Origin of the sequence: Gemella sp. oral taxon 928 (assembly GCF_001553915.1) — a bacterium.
Lineage (GTDB): Bacteria > Bacillota > Bacilli > Staphylococcales > Gemellaceae > Gemella > Gemella massiliensis.
The window spans coordinates 388,478-405,518 of sequence record NZ_CP014233.1; the positions used below are offsets into that span (position 1 = coordinate 388,478).

At 30.2% G+C, this 17,041-nt stretch carries 17 protein-coding genes and 2 other annotated features (1 of these 19 only partly in view); of the genes, 11 read left to right on the plus strand and 6 right to left on the minus strand.

What is annotated here, in order from left to right:
• Positions 1 to 17, minus strand: a binding site (T-box leader) (it extends 194 nt beyond the left edge of the window).
• A 42-nt stretch (positions 18 to 59) separates the two neighbouring features.
• Positions 60 to 280, minus strand: a binding site (T-box leader).
• A 259-nt stretch (positions 281 to 539) separates the two neighbouring features.
• The gene (locus AXE85_RS01690) at positions 540 to 1,487 is read left to right on the plus strand and encodes an HD domain-containing protein (RefSeq protein ID WP_062172771.1); all 948 of its coding nucleotides are present in this window, start codon (positions 540 to 542) and stop codon (positions 1,485 to 1,487) included.
• 15 nt (positions 1,488 to 1,502) lie between these two features.
• Complete coding sequence (locus tag AXE85_RS01695) at positions 1,503 to 2,579, plus strand: hypothetical protein (protein ID WP_062172774.1); 1,077 nt, start codon at positions 1,503 to 1,505, stop codon at positions 2,577 to 2,579.
• 161 nt (positions 2,580 to 2,740) lie between these two features.
• Here AXE85_RS01695 and AXE85_RS01700 read toward each other — a convergent pair whose 3' ends face one another.
• Entirely contained in the window at positions 2,741 to 3,604 is an 864-nt protein-coding gene (locus tag AXE85_RS01700; protein ID WP_062172776.1) for an NAD(P)-dependent oxidoreductase, read from the minus strand.
• A gap of 170 nt (positions 3,605 to 3,774) precedes the next feature.
• On the opposite strand from AXE85_RS01700, the gene AXE85_RS01705 reads away from it, so the two are divergent.
• Positions 3,775 to 4,671 carry a 1,4-dihydroxy-2-naphthoate polyprenyltransferase gene (locus AXE85_RS01705; RefSeq protein WP_231723794.1) on the plus strand — a complete coding sequence of 299 codons (897 nt, stop codon included), beginning with the start codon at positions 3,775 to 3,777 and terminating at the stop codon, positions 4,669 to 4,671.
• A 178-nt stretch (positions 4,672 to 4,849) separates the two neighbouring features.
• Here the strand turns inward: AXE85_RS01705 and AXE85_RS01710 are convergent, their stop codons facing one another.
• From AXE85_RS01710 to AXE85_RS01720, 3 genes are all read right to left on the minus strand, one after another.
• Complete coding sequence (locus AXE85_RS01710; RefSeq protein WP_062172778.1) at positions 4,850 to 5,473, minus strand: NAD(P)H-dependent oxidoreductase; 624 nt, start codon at positions 5,471 to 5,473, stop codon at positions 4,850 to 4,852.
• A 90-nt stretch (positions 5,474 to 5,563) separates the two neighbouring features.
• Positions 5,564 to 6,874 (minus strand): aspartate kinase, encoded by a 1,311-nt coding sequence (locus AXE85_RS01715; RefSeq protein ID WP_062172780.1) that lies wholly within the window; start codon positions 6,872 to 6,874, stop codon positions 5,564 to 5,566.
• Positions 6,875 to 6,925: 51 nt separating this feature from the next.
• Positions 6,926 to 8,074, minus strand: coding sequence for a homoserine dehydrogenase (locus AXE85_RS01720; protein WP_062172782.1), 1,149 nt, complete (start codon positions 8,072 to 8,074; stop codon positions 6,926 to 6,928).
• Between the two features lie 129 nt (positions 8,075 to 8,203).
• Between AXE85_RS01720 and thrC the strand changes: the two genes are divergently transcribed.
• The 4 genes from thrC to AXE85_RS01740 all read left to right on the plus strand — a co-directional run bounded on the left by thrC (position 8,204) and on the right by AXE85_RS01740 (position 12,246).
• A complete protein-coding gene (gene thrC, locus AXE85_RS01725) occupies positions 8,204 to 9,676 on the plus strand; it encodes a threonine synthase (protein WP_062172784.1) in 1,473 nt (490 codons plus the stop codon).
• Entirely contained in the window at positions 9,676 to 10,554 is an 879-nt protein-coding gene (gene thrB, locus AXE85_RS01730) for a homoserine kinase (protein ID WP_062172786.1), read from the plus strand. The genes thrC and thrB overlap by 1 nt, the downstream gene beginning before the upstream one ends.
• A 27-nt stretch (positions 10,555 to 10,581) precedes the next feature.
• The gene (asd, locus tag AXE85_RS01735; RefSeq protein WP_062172788.1) at positions 10,582 to 11,658 is read left to right on the plus strand and encodes an aspartate-semialdehyde dehydrogenase; all 1,077 of its coding nucleotides are present in this window, start codon (positions 10,582 to 10,584) and stop codon (positions 11,656 to 11,658) included.
• Positions 11,659 to 11,736: 78 nt separating this feature from the next.
• Positions 11,737 to 12,246 carry a GNAT family N-acetyltransferase gene (locus tag AXE85_RS01740; protein ID WP_062172797.1) on the plus strand — a complete coding sequence of 170 codons (510 nt, stop codon included), beginning with the start codon at positions 11,737 to 11,739 and terminating at the stop codon, positions 12,244 to 12,246.
• Between the two features lie 318 nt (positions 12,247 to 12,564).
• Here the strand turns inward: AXE85_RS01740 and AXE85_RS01745 are convergent, their stop codons facing one another.
• Both AXE85_RS01745 and AXE85_RS01750 read right to left on the minus strand, forming a co-directional pair.
• On the minus strand, positions 12,565 to 12,933 hold the full coding sequence (locus tag AXE85_RS01745; RefSeq protein ID WP_062172799.1) for a DUF6176 family protein: 369 nt from the start codon (positions 12,931 to 12,933) through the stop codon (positions 12,565 to 12,567).
• Positions 12,917 to 13,645, minus strand: coding sequence for a metallophosphoesterase family protein (locus AXE85_RS01750; RefSeq protein WP_062172800.1), 729 nt, complete (start codon positions 13,643 to 13,645; stop codon positions 12,917 to 12,919). The genes AXE85_RS01745 and AXE85_RS01750 overlap by 17 nt, the downstream gene beginning before the upstream one ends.
• Positions 13,646 to 13,901: 256 nt before the next feature.
• On the opposite strand from AXE85_RS01750, the gene AXE85_RS01755 reads away from it, so the two are divergent.
• The 4 genes from AXE85_RS01755 (at position 13,902) to AXE85_RS01770 (ending at position 17,040) form a co-directional block, all read left to right on the plus strand.
• Positions 13,902 to 14,675: a type III pantothenate kinase gene (locus AXE85_RS01755; RefSeq protein WP_062172802.1), complete on the plus strand. Its 774-nt coding sequence runs from the start codon at positions 13,902 to 13,904 to the stop codon at positions 14,673 to 14,675.
• A gap of 20 nt (positions 14,676 to 14,695) precedes the next feature.
• Positions 14,696 to 15,103, plus strand: coding sequence for a hypothetical protein (locus AXE85_RS01760; protein ID WP_062172804.1), 408 nt, complete (start codon positions 14,696 to 14,698; stop codon positions 15,101 to 15,103).
• A 252-nt stretch (positions 15,104 to 15,355) separates the two neighbouring features.
• A complete protein-coding gene (gene hslO / locus AXE85_RS01765; RefSeq protein ID WP_062172807.1) occupies positions 15,356 to 16,231 on the plus strand; it encodes an Hsp33 family molecular chaperone HslO in 876 nt (291 codons plus the stop codon).
• A 218-nt stretch (positions 16,232 to 16,449) separates the two neighbouring features.
• Entirely contained in the window at positions 16,450 to 17,040 is a 591-nt protein-coding gene (locus AXE85_RS01770; RefSeq protein WP_062172809.1) for a xanthine phosphoribosyltransferase, read from the plus strand.
• Position 17,041 lies beyond the last annotated feature (1 nt).

Here is a 17,041-nt window from a genome sequence, read left to right on the forward strand (position 1 = left end):
CTTTTCCCTGTATAATATATATTAATAGACAGTTATAAAATAAACAAAAAGGCGGTAACACAAGGGACGAAAAAACCGTGTTACCACCCAAATTTATAATCTTAAAATAAAAAATTAAAATTACCTCAAAGATTTATAACGATAATCAATCGTGATTAATTTACTGTTGCTCATTAATCCTGCTCAGTGACTATCTACGACGGATAAAAATACTTTCTTTCACCTAATGAAAGCTCTCTGAAAAATTCAATACCGTTGTTCTTCACTTCAACGCTTATTTATTAACTGTTGATAAAGATAGTAACATATTATTTTTTTCTTGTCAATAATTTTTTGGGAAATATATATACATAAAAATTTATAATACCTTAAACAAAGAAAGTAGTAATATTTTAAAATAATAAATATATAGAATGTAATTTTCAAATTTTTTTATATTTTGGTAATTATAAAATTTTTTGAAAAATCCCGTTTAATTTGAATTTTTGTCTGAGAGTTAGTAAAATAGTATATGGAAAATACGAAGAAGGAGTGGAAAAATGTTTATTAACGAATTTAAAACCGATATGGAAGTTAGTATGTTTTTTCTTTTGGATAATGTAGTTCGTGGTATAGCAACAAGCGGGAAACCTTATTTAACCATAACCTTAAAAGATAAAACAGGGAGTATTGACGGGAAAATTTGGGATGTTAAAGATGAAGATACGGAAAATTTAAAATCAGGAATAATAATTTTTGTCGAGGGGACAGTATTAGATTATCGTGGTAAATTACAACTAAAAGTAAAAAATTATCGCTTAAAAACCGGTGATGAAAATATTAATATTCAAGATTTTATTCAAACAGCACCACTACCTAAAGAGGTAATGATAAGCGAATTAAATAATTTTTTAAAAGATATAGATAATGCAAAATTAAAAGCGGTAACAATAGAATTATTAAATAAATATAAAAAACAATTTTTGACTTTTCCGGCGGCGAAGTCTATGCACCATGATTTTTATTCAGGACTTATTTACCATACAACAACTATGTTAAAGGTGGCAAAAGCATTGCTTGTTATTTATCCGTCACTAAATAAAGATTTATTATACAGCGGTATTATTTTGCATGATTTAGGAAAAACAGTTGAATTAAGCGGCCCGATAGGAACATCTTATACACTCGAGGGTGAACTTTTAGGGCATATAGTTATTATGAGTGATGAAGTAGCCAGAGCGGCTGAAAAACTTGGTATAAATGGCGAGGAAATTATTTTGCTACGTCATATTATTTTGGCACATCATGGTAAGTATGAATTTGGTTCGCCTAAGTTACCGATGCTTAAGGAAGCGGAAATTATTAATTTTATAGATAATATAGACGCCAGAATGCAAATGTTTGATAAAAATTTAGCAAATGTAGAACCGGGTAGTTTTTCTGATAAACTGTTCGGTTTAGAAGGACGCCACTTTTATGTGCCGACATTTGATAAAGAAGAAGGATAAAGGAATTGGTAGATTATGAATAAGATGATGAAATATGTATTAGGTTTTGTTGGAATATTTTTAGCGGCGCTAGTTTGTGTTTTTGGAATAGTAAAGTATGAAGAGTACAAAGAGCAAAATACTATAAATGAAAGTGCCAATTTAGGAAATGTTAATAAACAGGATTTGTCAAAAGAAACAACGGTAATTTTGGAAAAAATAAATAATACAACAGATATAGAAAATTTAAAATCATTAATAAATTTGGATAACTATACTATAGGTACTATTAACAACTATAATTCACGTCTAAGTTATGCGGTAGATAACAGTTCCGGTGAAGATAAGATAGTTGTAAAAACAGGTGGTTATTACAAAGATAATAAAGCGATAGATATAAACAGATGGATAGGTATATATAAAGTCGGCAATAATAAATTAGAAAAAACTAATGATAATATTGAAGATTTAAAGACAAAAACTAAAGATAAATTGAAATGGAATAATATCAATTTAAAAAACACAAAACATAATAGACAAGCGGCGTATGAAACGGTAAGAACATATCTATTCCATATACATGATAAAAAGGGATATAAATTACAACCGGTAACTTTGTTCGGTTATCTTCCGGATCCTGACAAAAGAATACAAGGAACAGGCGATATAACCGGATTTACTGTTATTTCATTACAGGAATTAACGGACATATACAATACAGTTTATCCGGATACCTATAATGACTCACAAGTAAAAGATGATATAATAAATGTCATAAAAAATTCTAACACAAAAGAAATGTATAAAGAAATAGATGACAGTTTTGAGAAAAACGGAAAAACAATGCTTTCTGATATAAAATTAGGAGAAACGGTATTTTTTAAAAAAGATAATATATACTTAACCGCAATGGGCGGAATAGGCGGAGCGTCACCGATATCGCCTTCAGAAGATTTATCACAATATAAGGAAGATGGAGAAAGAATAATTGTACCGATAATAGATATTTCAAAAAATGGAAGAGTAGACGGTGAATATATCCTTCGTTTAAATAATAAACATTATGAAGGGGGAAACAGCCCAAGTAAATATTATATAGAGGAGATAAGATAGATATAGAAAATAACACCGCAAACTGTACTGTCCAAATGCTAAAAATTTTAAAAAGCCAATCTAAATTTTAGCATTTACTTATTAGTAGATAAATTATACGGGAATGACTCGATAAAATTGATTTTTAAAAAATCATGATTTTTGAGTCGTTCCCGTTATTTTTAAAGATTATAGTATTTAGAGATGGCTTGTGTTCCGTTAGTATTTTTAACTTCTTCTTCTAAACTGGTATAAAGTTTATAGACAAGTTCAAGACCCGGAAGTTTAATATTCATTTTTTCACATTCTTCTAGTGCCAATCGCATATCTTTTATAAAGTGATGGACGAAAAATCCGGGTTTAAAATCACCTTTCAAGATACGTGGACCGTAAGAAGTCATAGAAAAACTTCCACCGGAACCGGTTGAAACGGTTTTAAAGAAATCGTCCATATTCAGACCGACAGATTTCGCAAATTTAAAGCTTTCTGCTACTGAAATCATAGTAGTGGCAATAGCGATCTGATTAGCAAGTTTTGTATATTGACCTTTACCCGCTTTGCCGAAATAGGTGATATTTTTACCTAAATGTTGTACCAGCGGTAAAACATTTTTTTCAAAGACATCTTTATCTCCACCTGCCATAATAGAGAGTGTACCGTTTTTAGCACCTATATCTCCGCCGGTAACAGGTAAATCTAAAGCAAAAGCTCCAACTTTTGCAAATTCGGCACTTATTTTTTCTGCCAAAGTAGGTGATGATGTAGACATATCTACAAATATTTGCCCTTTTTTAGCGTTTTTTAAAAGTCCGTGTTCACCTAAATAAACTTCTTCAACATCTTTAGGATAGCCGACCATAGAGAAAACTATATCAGCTTTTAACGGTGCATCCTCAATTTTTTCTAAAAGGGTTGCTCCTCTTTTAATAAGGGCTGCTGTTTTAGACTGAGTTCGATTATAAACAAATAACTCATGTCCGGCATCCAATAAATGCCCAGCCATACTTTCTCCCATTACACCGGTACCGATCCATACAATTTTCATAATTATATCCTCCGTTATTCTATTTCTTTTTTTATTATATCATAAAATAATGTAAACGTTCTACTTTTAAATGCCAATCGGGATTTAATTATTTTCTTAATCTTTAATTTAATTATTTTTTAAGAAATATGCTATAATGATAAAGTATAAAATAATTTTTGGAGGTTATTGTGGATAAATTAAGAGAATTTTTCTTATGTACAAGACCGCATAGTTATCCTGCAGCTTTTGCACCCGTACTACTTGGATCAGCCTATGCTTTAAATTATGTTAAGAGTATATCATATATAAAATTTTTAATATTTTTAGTAGCATGTTTATTAATTCAAGCTGCAACAAATCTATTTAATGAATATTATGATTATAAGAAAGGCTTAGATAAAATTGATTCAGAAGGAATTTCCGGTTCAATAATAAAAGGTAGGTTAAGTGCTAAAGAAGTCTTAGTCGGTGCAATACTTCTTTATTTAATAGCACTGATTTTCGGGATAATTCTTTCTTTTATAACAAGTTTTAATATTTTTATAGTCGGGATAATTTGTATGTTTGCAGGATATTTTTATACAGGAGATAAGTATCCTATTGCATATTCTCCGTTTGGAGAAATTGTATCCGGATTTTTTATGGGTACTGTGATAGTAAGTTTAGCATTTTATATTCAAACAACTTTTGTAAATATAGATATAGTAATAATATCAGCACCGCTGTTTTTATTAATCGGCAGTATCCTTCTTGCCAATAACATTCGTGATTTGGATAATGATAAAAATTCAGGCAGAAAGACTTACGCAATAGTTGTAGGAAAAAACTATGCAATTAAAACATTAGCCGCAGTGTTTATTATTGTTTATAGTTTAAATATTTTATTCTCATTCACTAAGTACGGTACATTTTTTAACTTACTCGTTTTGCTAACATTACCTTTAGCTGTAAAAATAATAAAAGGCTTTAACGATAATAATGATAAAAAAACTATGGCACCTTATATGGTTCTTACTGCTAAATTAACTATTTTTATAGGATTATTAATGTCAGGTGCGTATATATTAAAGTATATATTTTTATAATATGAAGTAAATAGAAAATGGGAGCGACTTAAAAATTGCGATTTTGTTAGAAATCAATTTTTTAAGTCGCCCTTGATAATTTATTAGATTTTAGATTAGTCTTTTTCAATTTGTTATATTTAATTTATGCAGTAGTCTATTGGTGTTTAAATTAGTTTTGAAAACAATAATAAGATAATTATAAGGTTTCTTTTATTATTTTTGTTAAATCCATTTTTGCAGTTTCTATTATTCTTTCTTTATTATTTTTTCCCAAATCCAACCCTTGAACACGCAAAAGTTGCATATGATTTATTCCCATTACACCGAGTATTCCTCGGAGATAATCAACGGTAAAATCAAGATTTATATACTGAATATGGCTATCAAATTCTCCGCCACTTGTAAGAACAAAGATAATTTTTTTGTCCGGATTATCAAGCCCAATTAAAGTTTCTATTTCACATTCAAAAGTTTCATTTACTATAACGATATTATCAATATAATCTTTAAATTTAGAAACAATATTAAAATTATGAAGCGGCATATAGATAAATATTATATCAGTGTTTTTCCATTGGGCTAATAATTCTTTTTGTCTTGTATAATCTTTTTGTTCTTTTGGTGTCAATTTTTTGTTTTCATAATTAAACATATGTTTATCCATAACAGGAATATAACAATTCGGTGAGTACAGGTTTAAAGTTTTGATATTGTTAAAACCTTTCTTCTTTAATTCTGTTTCACCGGTTAAGGCTAAAATATTGGAAACACGATTTTTGTTATCAAAATCCGGATGGCAAAGAATTTGCAATACGTTCATAACAATTCTCCTTTGAAGATGATTTTTAGTAACATTATATCATAAAAAAGTATCTTAAACCGAAAAATTTAGGTTTAAGATACTTAATTGTTACTTAAATTCATTATAAAGGGCGGTTATTGTTTTTTCATAATCATTATTATGAACACCGATAATAATATTTATTTCATCATTGGTTTGTGAGATTAATGCAATATTAACTCCTGCTTTACCTAAAGAACCGAATAAACGTGCCGATAAGCCGAGAGAATTTTTCATTTTTTCACCAACGGTGGCTATAAGAGAAATTTCGTTTGTTACATTAATTTCATCAGCTTGAATAATATTTTTAATTTTTGCTACAAGTTCATGAATAAATGGCTTGATCGTATTTGTTTCGACAACAATAGAGAATGAATCAATACCACTTGGAATATGTTCGATATTGACGTGATATTCTTCGAGTACCTTAAGGACTTTTCCTACCAATCCGATTTCGTTTGCCATATGATTTTTTTTAATAGTAATGATGGAAAAATTCTTTTTGCCGGCGATACCGGTAACGATATTTTTATTTTCAATTATATCTGCATTATCGCTAATAATTGTACCGGTATTTTTAGGGTTATTGGTATTTTTAATTTGAATAGGTATTTCTTTATCACGAACAGGAAAAATCGCTTCTTCATGGAGAACACTTGCCCCCATATAAGAAAGTTCACGTAGTTCTGAGTAGTTGATTACTTTAATTTCACGCGGATTTTTTATAATACGCGGATCAGCCATAAGAATACCCGAAACGTCCGTCCAGTTTTCATAAACCTCGGCATCTGCGATATTTGCAATAATAGCACCTGTTACGTCACCGCCTCCACGTGACATTATTTTAATTTCACCATTCGGCAGACTTCCGTAAAAACCGGGAATTAATAATTTATCATGCTTTTTAATTAATTTATTAAAAGCATCTTGAGTTTTTCCGTAATCAATTTTACCTTGGTAATTGAAAAAAATTAAATTTTTGGCATCAACAAAGTAATAGCCTAAATATTCAGCCATAAGAAGTCCTGTCAAGTATTCGCCACGACTAACCAGATATTCTTCATCAATGTCCTTAGTAAGTTCATTTTTAAGTTTGGTAAGTTCACCTTGAATATCAAATGTTAATCCTAATTCATCTGCAATAGTTAAATATTTATTCTCAATCATTGAAAAAATAGTGTCAGTACTGATATTGTATTTAATATGAGCGTAGCACAAGTATAGTAAATCTGTTATTTTATTATCTTTGTTGTCAGCTTTACCTATTGCACTGACTACTACAAGTTTTCTTGCAGGATCCAGTTCCACTATATTTTTAACTTTTTTAAATTGTTCAGCACTTGCTACTGAACTTCCTCCAAATTTAGCTACTTTGACCATTTAAAATCTCCTTTTCAATAATTTCATTTGTTACTTTAGCATTATTTACTATTAATGAAATTTAGCCACTAATATATTGTTATCTTGTTTTAGTAATTTTAGCAGTTGTTCTAATTGTTCTAAAGTAATTTCCTTAGTTTTTAAATAATGATTTTCTTTATATTGTTCACTGCTTTCAATAAAATCATGGTTTAAATTAACTTTAGAGCGTAGTAAATAATTCTTTCTGGTAAGTTTTTTAGAGAAGACAAGATGATTTTTTATAGTAATCTCTTTTCTCGGTACGTTTGAATTAATATCAATTATATCTTGGACAATAGCATTACCGGTTGGAAACTTTCCTGCCCCTTGTCCGAAAAATTTAAGTTCGCCTATAAAGTTTCCGTTTAGTGTAATAATATTATTATTTAACGGAACAACGGCTTCTTGACTATCTTTAGAAAAAATAGTAAGCATAACGGAAGTTTCATAGTTTGAATCGTTAACATTTGCTTCACCGATATATTTTATAGCGAAATCATGTTTTTTCAGATAATCAATATCGTTTTTTGTGATGTAACGCATTGAGTATGTAGGAAATTCTGGTGAAATATGAATATTAAATCCTAACGCATTGCTCAAAATAATTTTGTTAACAACATCACCACCATCAATATCCGCACTTGGATCTGCTTCTGCATAACCGAGATTTTGAGCAGTTTTTAATGTAGAATCAAATTCTTGATTATTTCTATACATATTATCTAAGATGTAGTTGCTGGTTCCGTTGAAAATTCCGTAGATTCGATTTATTTTGTCTACTCTTCCCGCTTTTTCAAGACCTGCTAACCATGGTATTCCACCGCCGACACTTGCTTCAAATAAAAATTTAACATTATTTTTTTTAGCAAGAGCAATAAATTCATTAAGATACTTCGCAGCAACAGCCTTATTTGCAGTTACCACATGTTTTTTATGTTCTAGCGATTTTTTAATAAATTCATATGCAGGTGTTAAACCACCCAGACACTCAACAACAAGAGAAATTTCTTTATCATTTAAGATTTCGTTTATATCGTTTGTTGCAAGGGGCATCTTATCACGGCTGCGAGCGAAAACACTTTTTACTTCAATATTTTTTAGTTCCGAAGTAGTGGAATTGGCAATAATATCATAAACACCACTACCTACTGTTCCAAATCCTAAAATTGCTATTTTCATAATAATCTCCTTTATATTAATTTATATTTAAAAAATAAATAAAAAATTTTTATTCTTTTGAGAAAAACACTTGTAATTTTACAGAGAACATTGTATCATATATACATTGATAAAGCAAGGAGATTTTTTATGATTTATGAAAGTACACGAGATATAAATAAAAAAATTAGTCCAAGTGAAGCTATTCTTCAAGGATTAAGTGAAGAGGGAGGTTTATTTGTATTAAGAGATTTGGGAAAAAATAAATTGGATTTAAAAGGCTTGGTTGGTAAAAATTATTATGAAATTGCAGAGGAAGTATTAAAACTATTCGTTGATTTTAGCAGACAGGAAATTAAAGACTGTGTAAATAATGCTTATCGTGGAAAATTTTCTGATGAGAATATAACCCCGCTTGTTAAGTTAAGTGACGGTTATATATTGGAATTATTTAATGGTCCGACGAGTGCGTTTAAAGATATTGGTTTGTCATTATTACCGCAACTAACTAAGACAGCTTTAACAAAGGTAAAAGATAAAAATGACATACTTATATTAACGGCGACGAGCGGAGATACCGGAAAAGCAGCATTGGAAGGCTTTAAAGATGTAACGGGAACAAAAATAATGGTTTTTTATCCTGATGATGGAGTGAGTACAGTTCAAAAAATGCAAATGCAAACTCAAGAAGGAAAGAATACAAAAGTATGTGCTATTTATGGAAATTTTGATGATGCACAAAGTGGTATTAAAGAACTGTTTACAGATGAAGAATTAAAAAAACAATTATTAGAAAAAAATATTAAATTATCAAGCGCAAATTCAATTAATATCGGACGATTAATTCCTCAAATTGTTTATTATATTGTAGCATATGTAGATTTAATTAAAGAGCAAAAAATTACGGTGGGAGAAAAAATAAATTTTATCGTTCCTACCGGAAATTTCGGAAATATCCTTGCCGGTTATTATGCAGAGCGAATTGGTTTACCCATTAATAAGTTAATTTGTGCAAGTAACAGCAATAATGTCTTACATGATTTTTTAACAACCGGTATTTATAATAAAAATCGTGAATTTTTAAAAACTATATCTCCAAGCATGGATATTCTTATTTCCAGTAATCTTGAAAGGTTAATTTACTACATGAGCGGTTGTGATAACAAATATGTTGATAAACTTATGGAAGACTTAAAAGAAACAGGATGCTACAAAGTTAATGATGATATATTGCGAAAAATTACCGATAAATTTCAATCAGGTTTTGCTGATGATAACACTACTAAAAAAATTATCAAAGATATTTATAAAAAAGACGGATATTTATTAGATACTCATACAGCGGTGGCTTACAAGGTTTTGTTGGATAATCCGGATAAAGAACATATAAATGTTGTTCTTTCAACAGCTTCTCCGTATAAATTTACCGAAAGTGTTTATTCGGCAATAAACGGAATAAGTGATAAAGACGAATTTGAATTAATGAAAGAATTAAATAAAAAAACGCAGGTTTCTATTCCGGAAAATCTTAAGGATTTGGATAAAAAAGAAATTAGACACAAAGATGTGATTAAAAAAGAAGATATGAAAAAATATATTTTAGAGAAATTAGGTGAGTTATAATGGTAAAAGTAAGAGTGCCGGCTACATCAGCCAATATCGGTTGCGGTTTTGATACTTTAGGTGTAGCTTTAACTTTATATGCCACATTTGATTTTGAAATAATCGAAAGTGGAGTGGAGTTCGTCGGTTTTGAAGAACGATTTGCCAATGAAAAAAATCTGGTATATGTTACTTTACAAACGGTATTAAGAAAATTAGAAAAAACAATAAGCGGAGTTAGAATTTCTATTCAAAATGATGTTCCGATTTCAAGAGGCTTGGGTAGCAGTTCCACATGCGTTGTAGCAGGGATTTACGGTGCATATTTATTGACAAATACAAGGCTTGATAAACAAGAAATATTTACGATTGCTAATGAAATAGAAGGACACCCCGATAATGTTTCACCGGCAATTTTTGGAAGTTTGAGTTCATCGTGTACAACTGATGACAAAGAAGCTGTAACGGTAAAATATAAGGTGGACGAACGTTTTAACTTTTTAGCACTTATTCCGGATTTTGAAACATCAACGGAACAAGCACGAAAAGTTATGCCGGAAAAAATTTCTTTAAAAGATGCTATTTATTCATTATCAAGACTGGGTTCGGTGATTAAAGCGTTTGAAACCTATAATTTAACTTTATTAAATAAAGTAATGGGTGATAAAATTCATGAACCTTATCGTAAAAGAATAATACATGAATATCAAGAAGTAAAAGAAATTTGTGAAAAAGTGGATAGTAAAGGCTTTTTTATCTCAGGTAGCGGTTCAACACTTATGAATATAGTAGAGTGTGTAGAAAGTATAGAGAAAATAAAAGAAGATTTAGCCAAATTGAAATATAATTGGCGTCCGATTTTACTAAAAGTAGATACGGAAGGAACGGTAGTAATATAAAAATTATAGAAAAGAGGAGAAAAAATTATGCAAAAATCAAAAGTAGCTATTTTAGGTGCAACAGGAATGGTAGGACAACGTTTATTAGTATTATTAGAAAATCATCCATATTTTGACGTTGTTAAATTGGCGGCTTCGCCACGCTCGGCGGGGGAAAAATACAAAGAGTTAATGGAAAATCGTTGGAAATTGGATTTAGCCATACCGGAATATGCAAAAAATTTAATAGTAGAGGATTTATATGAAATTGACTCAGTAACTAGGGGTATTGACTTGGTATTTTGTGCGATTAACTTAGACAAAGAAAAATTAGTTAAATTGGAAGAAGACTATGCAAAACATGAAGTCGTTGTTGTTTCCAATAATTCTGCCAATAGAAATAAAGATGATGTACCGATGATTATTCCGGAAATAAACTCAGCACATCTTGATATTATTCCAACCCAAAGGAAACGACTTGGGACTGAAAAAGGATTTATCGCAACTAAACCGAATTGCTCAATTCAAAGTTATGTGCCTATTTTTGAGGTTATTAAAGAATATGGAATCAAAGAAGCATCTATTTGCACTTATCAAGCAATATCAGGAAGCGGAAAAACATTTAATGAATGGCCGGAAATGATAGAAAATATTATTCCTTACATTGGTGGAGAAGAGGAAAAAAGCGAAAAAGAGCCGTTAAAAATTTTTGGAGAAATTAAAGACGGAAAAATTGTTCCGACTGATAATATGAAACTGTCAGCACAATGTATTCGTGTACCGGTGTTAGATGGGCACTTAGCTTGTGTATCGTTTAATCTAAAAAATAATCCGGGAAAAGATGTATTAATTGAAAAAATTAAAAATTTTGTACCGGAAATTGAAAAATATAAACTTCCTTTAGCACCAACACCATTTATTAAATATTATGAAGAAGACGACAGACCTCAACCTGTCTTAGATCGAAACAACGAAAAAGGAATGCAAATAACTCTAGGACGTCTTCGTGAGGATAATTTATTTGACTATAAATTTGTCGGTTTATCACATAATACCTTGCGAGGTGCGGCAGGGGGTGCGGTATTAACTGCAGAATTAATTAAAAAATTAGGTTACTTAGATTAATAATGTTTGATTTCTTCTAAAATAAAATAAATTTATGATATAATTATGAGTAGAGAAAACTTTAAAGTAGGTGGCCAAATGATAGAAATAAGAACAGTAGATTTAGAAGATGCACAAAAATTAGTCGATATCTACAGACCATACGTAGAAGAAACAGCGATTACTTTTGATTATGAAGTGCCTAATATACATGAATTTGAAGAAAAAATTTCAAAAACGATGCAAAAATACCCTTTCTTAGTAGCTGTAGAAAATAAGAAAATTCTCGGATATACTTATGCCGGAGAATTTTATCCAAAGCGTGCTTATGATTGGACTGCGGAAATTACAATATATTTAGATAAACAGGCACGAGGAAAAGGGATTGGAGAGTTGCTTTATAATGAGTTGGAAAAACAATTAATTGAAAAAGGAATTTGTCGTTTAACTTCATGTATCTCATATCCTGATGAAGGGAGTATATCTTTTCATGAAAAACATAATTTTAGAAAAGTGGCACATTTTGAAAAAGTTGGTTATAAATTTAATCGCTGGTATGATGTTGTGTGGTATCAAAAAGATATTCAGGAAAAAGAGTTTATTGAGTAAAAATAATTTCATAAAATATAATTATTTAATTTATCTTATTTTTTAACCGTCTTAAATGAAATGATTAAATCAAAGTATGGGCATTTTCTCATAAAACGCTGATATATAAGTTTTTTGGCTATTTTTAATTTTTTTCAAAATTAAATTAAAATTTAAGTTATATTTAAGGTTCGATATTTATAATATAGATATAACTAGTAAATAGTTATAAACTTCATAAACTTTCCTTTTCTATAAAAGACCGAGATTAAAGTTCTCGGCTCTTTTTTTTATAAATTTTTGTTATTTTATTGCAGAAAGATTTTATATAAGTATGTATTAAAGTTTTCTCATCACTTTTGTTATATTTTTCGGTATCATAACGACGGCAGGGGTTAAGTCAACTGCCGGATAATTCGGATCTATACATTCTTTCCAATATTTTAGGTGCTGTTTATCAATGGCATTTTCTGATGTTTCAACAGGTTCTCCGTCTTCGCCTTGAATAGAATACCAGTACAGATATTCTGCACCGTTTAAGGTTTCACGAAAAATAGTTTCAACATACATCTGCTCACGTTCAAGCGTTAATAAAACGTTTTGCATATTACCGTTAAGAAAATCAAGCCATTCATCTACTGTTTCACTTTTGCCGTCTTTAACTTTAAAACGTGTTAATTCTATATTTAATTTATCTATTGTTTTCATATATATCCCTTTCATCAATGGTACTTTGTTTAATAAGTATGTTATCATCATTAATAATAAAAATATTTAATTTTCCGCCGTAAACACAACCGCCGTCAATATTAATTCTATTTTCTTTTATTTCATAATATGGTTCTTCCATAACAGGACTATGACCGTAGAATATTTTTTTATTATATTTGTTGTTACTGCTTAAAAAGGGTTCTCTTATCCAAATCATATCAAGATGGTTTTGATTCCAAAATGTTTTAGAAAGATCAACACCGGCATGAACAAAGTAAAAATTATCACTTTCATATCTTGTTTGCAGATTTTTTAACCAGTATCGTAACGCTTTATGTTTATCAGCTATTTTTTTAAAATAAAAGCCGCTTTCTTCTTTTGTAGCCTCCGGATAAAATGATCTAAGTGTCATAAGCCCACCGTTTCGGAAATAATGCTCTTGTCTTTTTCGTTCATAAGGTTTATACATTGCTTCTTTCATTGCAAGGTTAAACATATCTTCATGGTTTCCGAGTAAAACTACATGATGAGTACACTCTTTTTGTAAAGTAAAAAAGTATTCCCATACTAATCTTGTATTTTTCCCGCGATCACCCATATCACCTAAACAAATTAATTTATCATTATTAGGATTAAAGTTTATTTCTTTTAATAAATGCTGCATTGTATAAAAACAACCATGAATATCTGAAATTATAATTTTTCTCATTTTGTCACCTACTTTTAGTATATAAACCTTATATTAAAACAAAAATATAAATCTGTAAACTAAAAGATAATAAAAAGTAATAGCATAAAAACCGGTAAGTAGCTATTGTTGAAAAGTGTTAGTTGACTAAAATATATCATTTATCACTTGCAATTTATTCATGTTAAATTTACAATATATTGTTTTAGTTGCTATTATTAATATGATATAATAAAATCATTCATAATGAAGAAATAAATAGCGTGGGAGATTAAAAATGATTTTTGCATTAGATGTTGGGAATACGAATATTGTTTTAGGAGTATTCAGTAGTGAATATAGATTGCTACATTCATGGAGAATAGCTACCGATAATACAAAGACGGAAGACGAGCTGTATGTTATTATCCGTAATTTTTTTGTCGATAAAAATATTAAGTTTGAAGATTTTAACGGTGTTGTAATTTCAAGCGTTGTTCCTAGAATGATGTTTGCACTAAAGTTACTTAGTAAAAAATATTTCAAAAAAGATCCGATTATTGTAACTGCCGGTATAAATACCGGTATAAAAGTACCTGCTCCTTATAGCAGTAAACTTGGTTCAGATAGAGTGGTGGATATAGTAGGAGCTAAGGTGAGTAATTATCTTCCGGCTATTGTTGTAGATTTTGGAACAGCAACGACATTTGATTGTGTTGATAGTGATATGAATTATCGTGGCGGTATTATTTGTCCTGGAATGAATGTCAGTGCCGAAGCATTGTATACAAAAGCTGCCAAACTGCCACGTGTCGAATTTGCTGCTGTTGATACAAGTTTGGGAATGGACACTACTTCCCAAATGCAGGCAGGACTTTTTTATGGTTTTTTAGGACAATTTGAGAATATTATTAAACATTTAAAAAAAGATTTAGACGAAGAGTATCGTGTTGTTTTAACCGGCGGATTATCAAAATTTATTGCAAGATATAGTAGTTTAGTTGATATTGTTGATGAAGATTTAACTTTAAAAGGTATTATAGAATTGTATAAATTGAATAAGGACGTATAGTGTGTATAAGGAATAAAATAATGTTAGAGAGAAAAGATATAGACGTAATAGAATTTGCCAGAAAAATAAGTATGTTAGACGGTAAAACTCCTTTGGCAGATAGTTATGATACGAGATATGGACAAAAAGATAACAGGTGGTGGCTAAGCCAAAGAGAACATCTTACCGTATGGTGCTTATTTCAACCAACCGGGGGAATTAAAGATTTTGAGCATGCACCGAACAACAGTGCGTTAAAAATGTATAATAATTTTGGTCGTCCTGAAACGTTAATATGGTTGGTGGAGGCGTTGAGAGAAGAGCCGAAGATTGTGGAAAATCTTATTTCAAAAATAAGCAAACCCGGTATGAACGCACGCACAGCATGTAAAGAAATTAGGGGGAAAATTCCTTTTAATCGCATAATGGAGCTTTTAGAAAATATATAATCAAGCTATGTTCCTTAAACTATAATTCTTTTTTAAAGAATAAAGAATTGGTATTTCAAGGAAATATAGTGACAATGGAATTTCTAGCCCCTACTACTAACTATTGCTGAAATATTTATAAAATAATATATATATTTGTAAAATAATATATACTATAAATAAACATTATAACTTGTTTGTTGAAAAAAACCGTATATAATAGTAAAATACATTCTAAAGGGATAATGAAACTGTTTTGCGAAAGGATATATTATGAAAGATTATTTAATACGAGGCTTGGCTTTTAATGATGAAATTCGCTTTTTTGTGACTAAGACAACAGATTTAATAGAAGAAATAAGACGACGTCATGATGCTTATCCTACATCAATAGCTGCAGTAGGACGTACTGCAACGGTAACAACTATGATGGGAGCAATGTTAAAAAGTGGGGATAGGGTTGATATAGCAGTTAGAGGCGATGGCCCTATAGGTACAATTTACGCCACATCTGATGAGTTGGGGGAAACAGCGGCTTATGCTAAAAATATGCAAGTGCATATCCCGAGTAATTCCCAAGGGAAGTTAGATGTTAAGGGTGCAGTAGGGGCAGGGAACATCACAGTAGTACGTGATTATGGGCTTAATGAAAAATATACGACGACCTCGCCGATTGTTTCAGGAGAAATTGCCGAAGATTTTACTTATTATTTTGCTGTAAGTGAACAAGTACCTTCTTGTGTATCGCTTGGTGTTTTAGTAGATACGGATAATTCGGTAATTGCTGCCGGTGGTTTTATTTTCCAAGTATTACCTAATGCTACGGATGAAACAATTACTAAATTAGAACAAGTAATCAATGATATTAAACCTATTTCGTCACTTATTCATGAAGGGAAAACTCCTGAAGAAATAGCAGATATATTGTTTGGAAGTGGTGAAAATTATCGTATTTTACGAAAAAATGATGTAGTTTTTAAATGCACCTGTTCTAAAGAAAAATATGCCGATGCTTTGGTAACTTTAGGGCGTGAAGAATTAGAGACATTGGCAAAACAAAAAGAAACGGAGTTGGTCTGCTCATTTTGTAAACAGAAATATCTGTTTTCTCAAACCGAAATTACTGATTTATTAGAAAATTCGCAGTAAATGTTCGAATAAAAAGAGATAATGAACAACTTTTAGTTAGATACTTGAGTTTTTTGTAAAAATTTGGTATTATTAATAAAAAAATTAATTATTGGTAAAAATTTTAAATAGAAATTATTACGAAGGGATAGGAAAAATACCTAATCCCTCTTTCTAAAATATAAATCAATATTTCGTTGTCGGTAGTAGAAAATAAACACACTATTTAAGGAGGAATAATGGAATTACTAAGAGAAATGGTACTTACTGATGGTAAGGTCTATGATAATAATGTGTTAAAAGTTGACTCGTTTTTAAATCATCAAATAGATGCGGACCTTATGCTTAAAATGGCAGAAACTTTGCAAGATTATTTTAAGGATAAAGAAGTTACGAAAATATTAACGATTGAGGCGAGTGGTATAGCACCGGCTATTATGGTAGCAAATTTATTTAGGGTACCGATGGTATTCGCTAAAAAAAGTAAACCGTCAACACTAAAAAATAATGATATTTATGAGGCGCAGGTACATAGTTATACTAAAAATATTACAAACACGGTAGTAGTTTCAAGTAAATTTATTAACAAAGATGACAAAGTGTTGATTATTGATGATTTCTTGGCAAACGGACAGGCGACGTTGGGACTTATGCAAATTGTTGAGCAAGCAGCTGCAAGTTTAGTAGGTGTCGGTATTTTGATTGAAAAAAGTTTTCAATCCGGTAGACATTTATTGGAAGAGCGTGGTATTGATGTATGTTCGTTGTGTCGTATAGCCTCTTTAGAAAATAATAAAGTGACATTTAATATAGCGGACGATGAACGATAAG

Bases quoted from the DNA above. Each gene is read 5' to 3' on its own strand.
- AXE85_RS01690 (WP_062172771.1), top strand. From the start codon at position 540: ATGTTTATTAACGAATTTAAAACCGATATGGAAGTTAGTATGTTTTTT.
- AXE85_RS01695 (WP_062172774.1), top strand. From the start codon at position 1,503: ATGAATAAGATGATGAAATATGTATTAGGTTTTGTTGGAATATTTTTA.
- AXE85_RS01700 (WP_062172776.1), bottom strand. From the start codon at position 3,604: ATGAAAATTGTATGGATCGGTACCGGTGTAATGGGAGAAAGTATGGCT.
- AXE85_RS01710 (WP_062172778.1), bottom strand. From the start codon at position 5,473: ATGAACGTATTGCAAATTCTTTGCCATCCGGATTTTGATAACAAAAAT.
- AXE85_RS01715 (WP_062172780.1), bottom strand. From the start codon at position 6,874: ATGGTCAAAGTAGCTAAATTTGGAGGAAGTTCAGTAGCAAGTGCTGAA.
- AXE85_RS01720 (WP_062172782.1), bottom strand. From the start codon at position 8,074: ATGAAAATAGCAATTTTAGGATTTGGAACAGTAGGTAGTGGTGTTTAT.
- thrC (WP_062172784.1), top strand. From the start codon at position 8,204: ATGATTTATGAAAGTACACGAGATATAAATAAAAAAATTAGTCCAAGT.
- thrB (WP_062172786.1), top strand. From the start codon at position 9,676: ATGGTAAAAGTAAGAGTGCCGGCTACATCAGCCAATATCGGTTGCGGT.
- asd (WP_062172788.1), top strand. From the start codon at position 10,582: ATGCAAAAATCAAAAGTAGCTATTTTAGGTGCAACAGGAATGGTAGGA.
- AXE85_RS01740 (WP_062172797.1), top strand. From the start codon at position 11,737: ATGATAGAAATAAGAACAGTAGATTTAGAAGATGCACAAAAATTAGTC.
- AXE85_RS01745 (WP_062172799.1), bottom strand. From the start codon at position 12,933: ATGAAAACAATAGATAAATTAAATATAGAATTAACACGTTTTAAAGTT.
- AXE85_RS01750 (WP_062172800.1), bottom strand. From the start codon at position 13,645: ATGAGAAAAATTATAATTTCAGATATTCATGGTTGTTTTTATACAATG.
- AXE85_RS01755 (WP_062172802.1), top strand. From the start codon at position 13,902: ATGATTTTTGCATTAGATGTTGGGAATACGAATATTGTTTTAGGAGTA.
- AXE85_RS01760 (WP_062172804.1), top strand. From the start codon at position 14,696: ATGTTAGAGAGAAAAGATATAGACGTAATAGAATTTGCCAGAAAAATA.
- hslO (WP_062172807.1), top strand. From the start codon at position 15,356: ATGAAAGATTATTTAATACGAGGCTTGGCTTTTAATGATGAAATTCGC.
- AXE85_RS01770 (WP_062172809.1), top strand. From the start codon at position 16,450: ATGGAATTACTAAGAGAAATGGTACTTACTGATGGTAAGGTCTATGAT.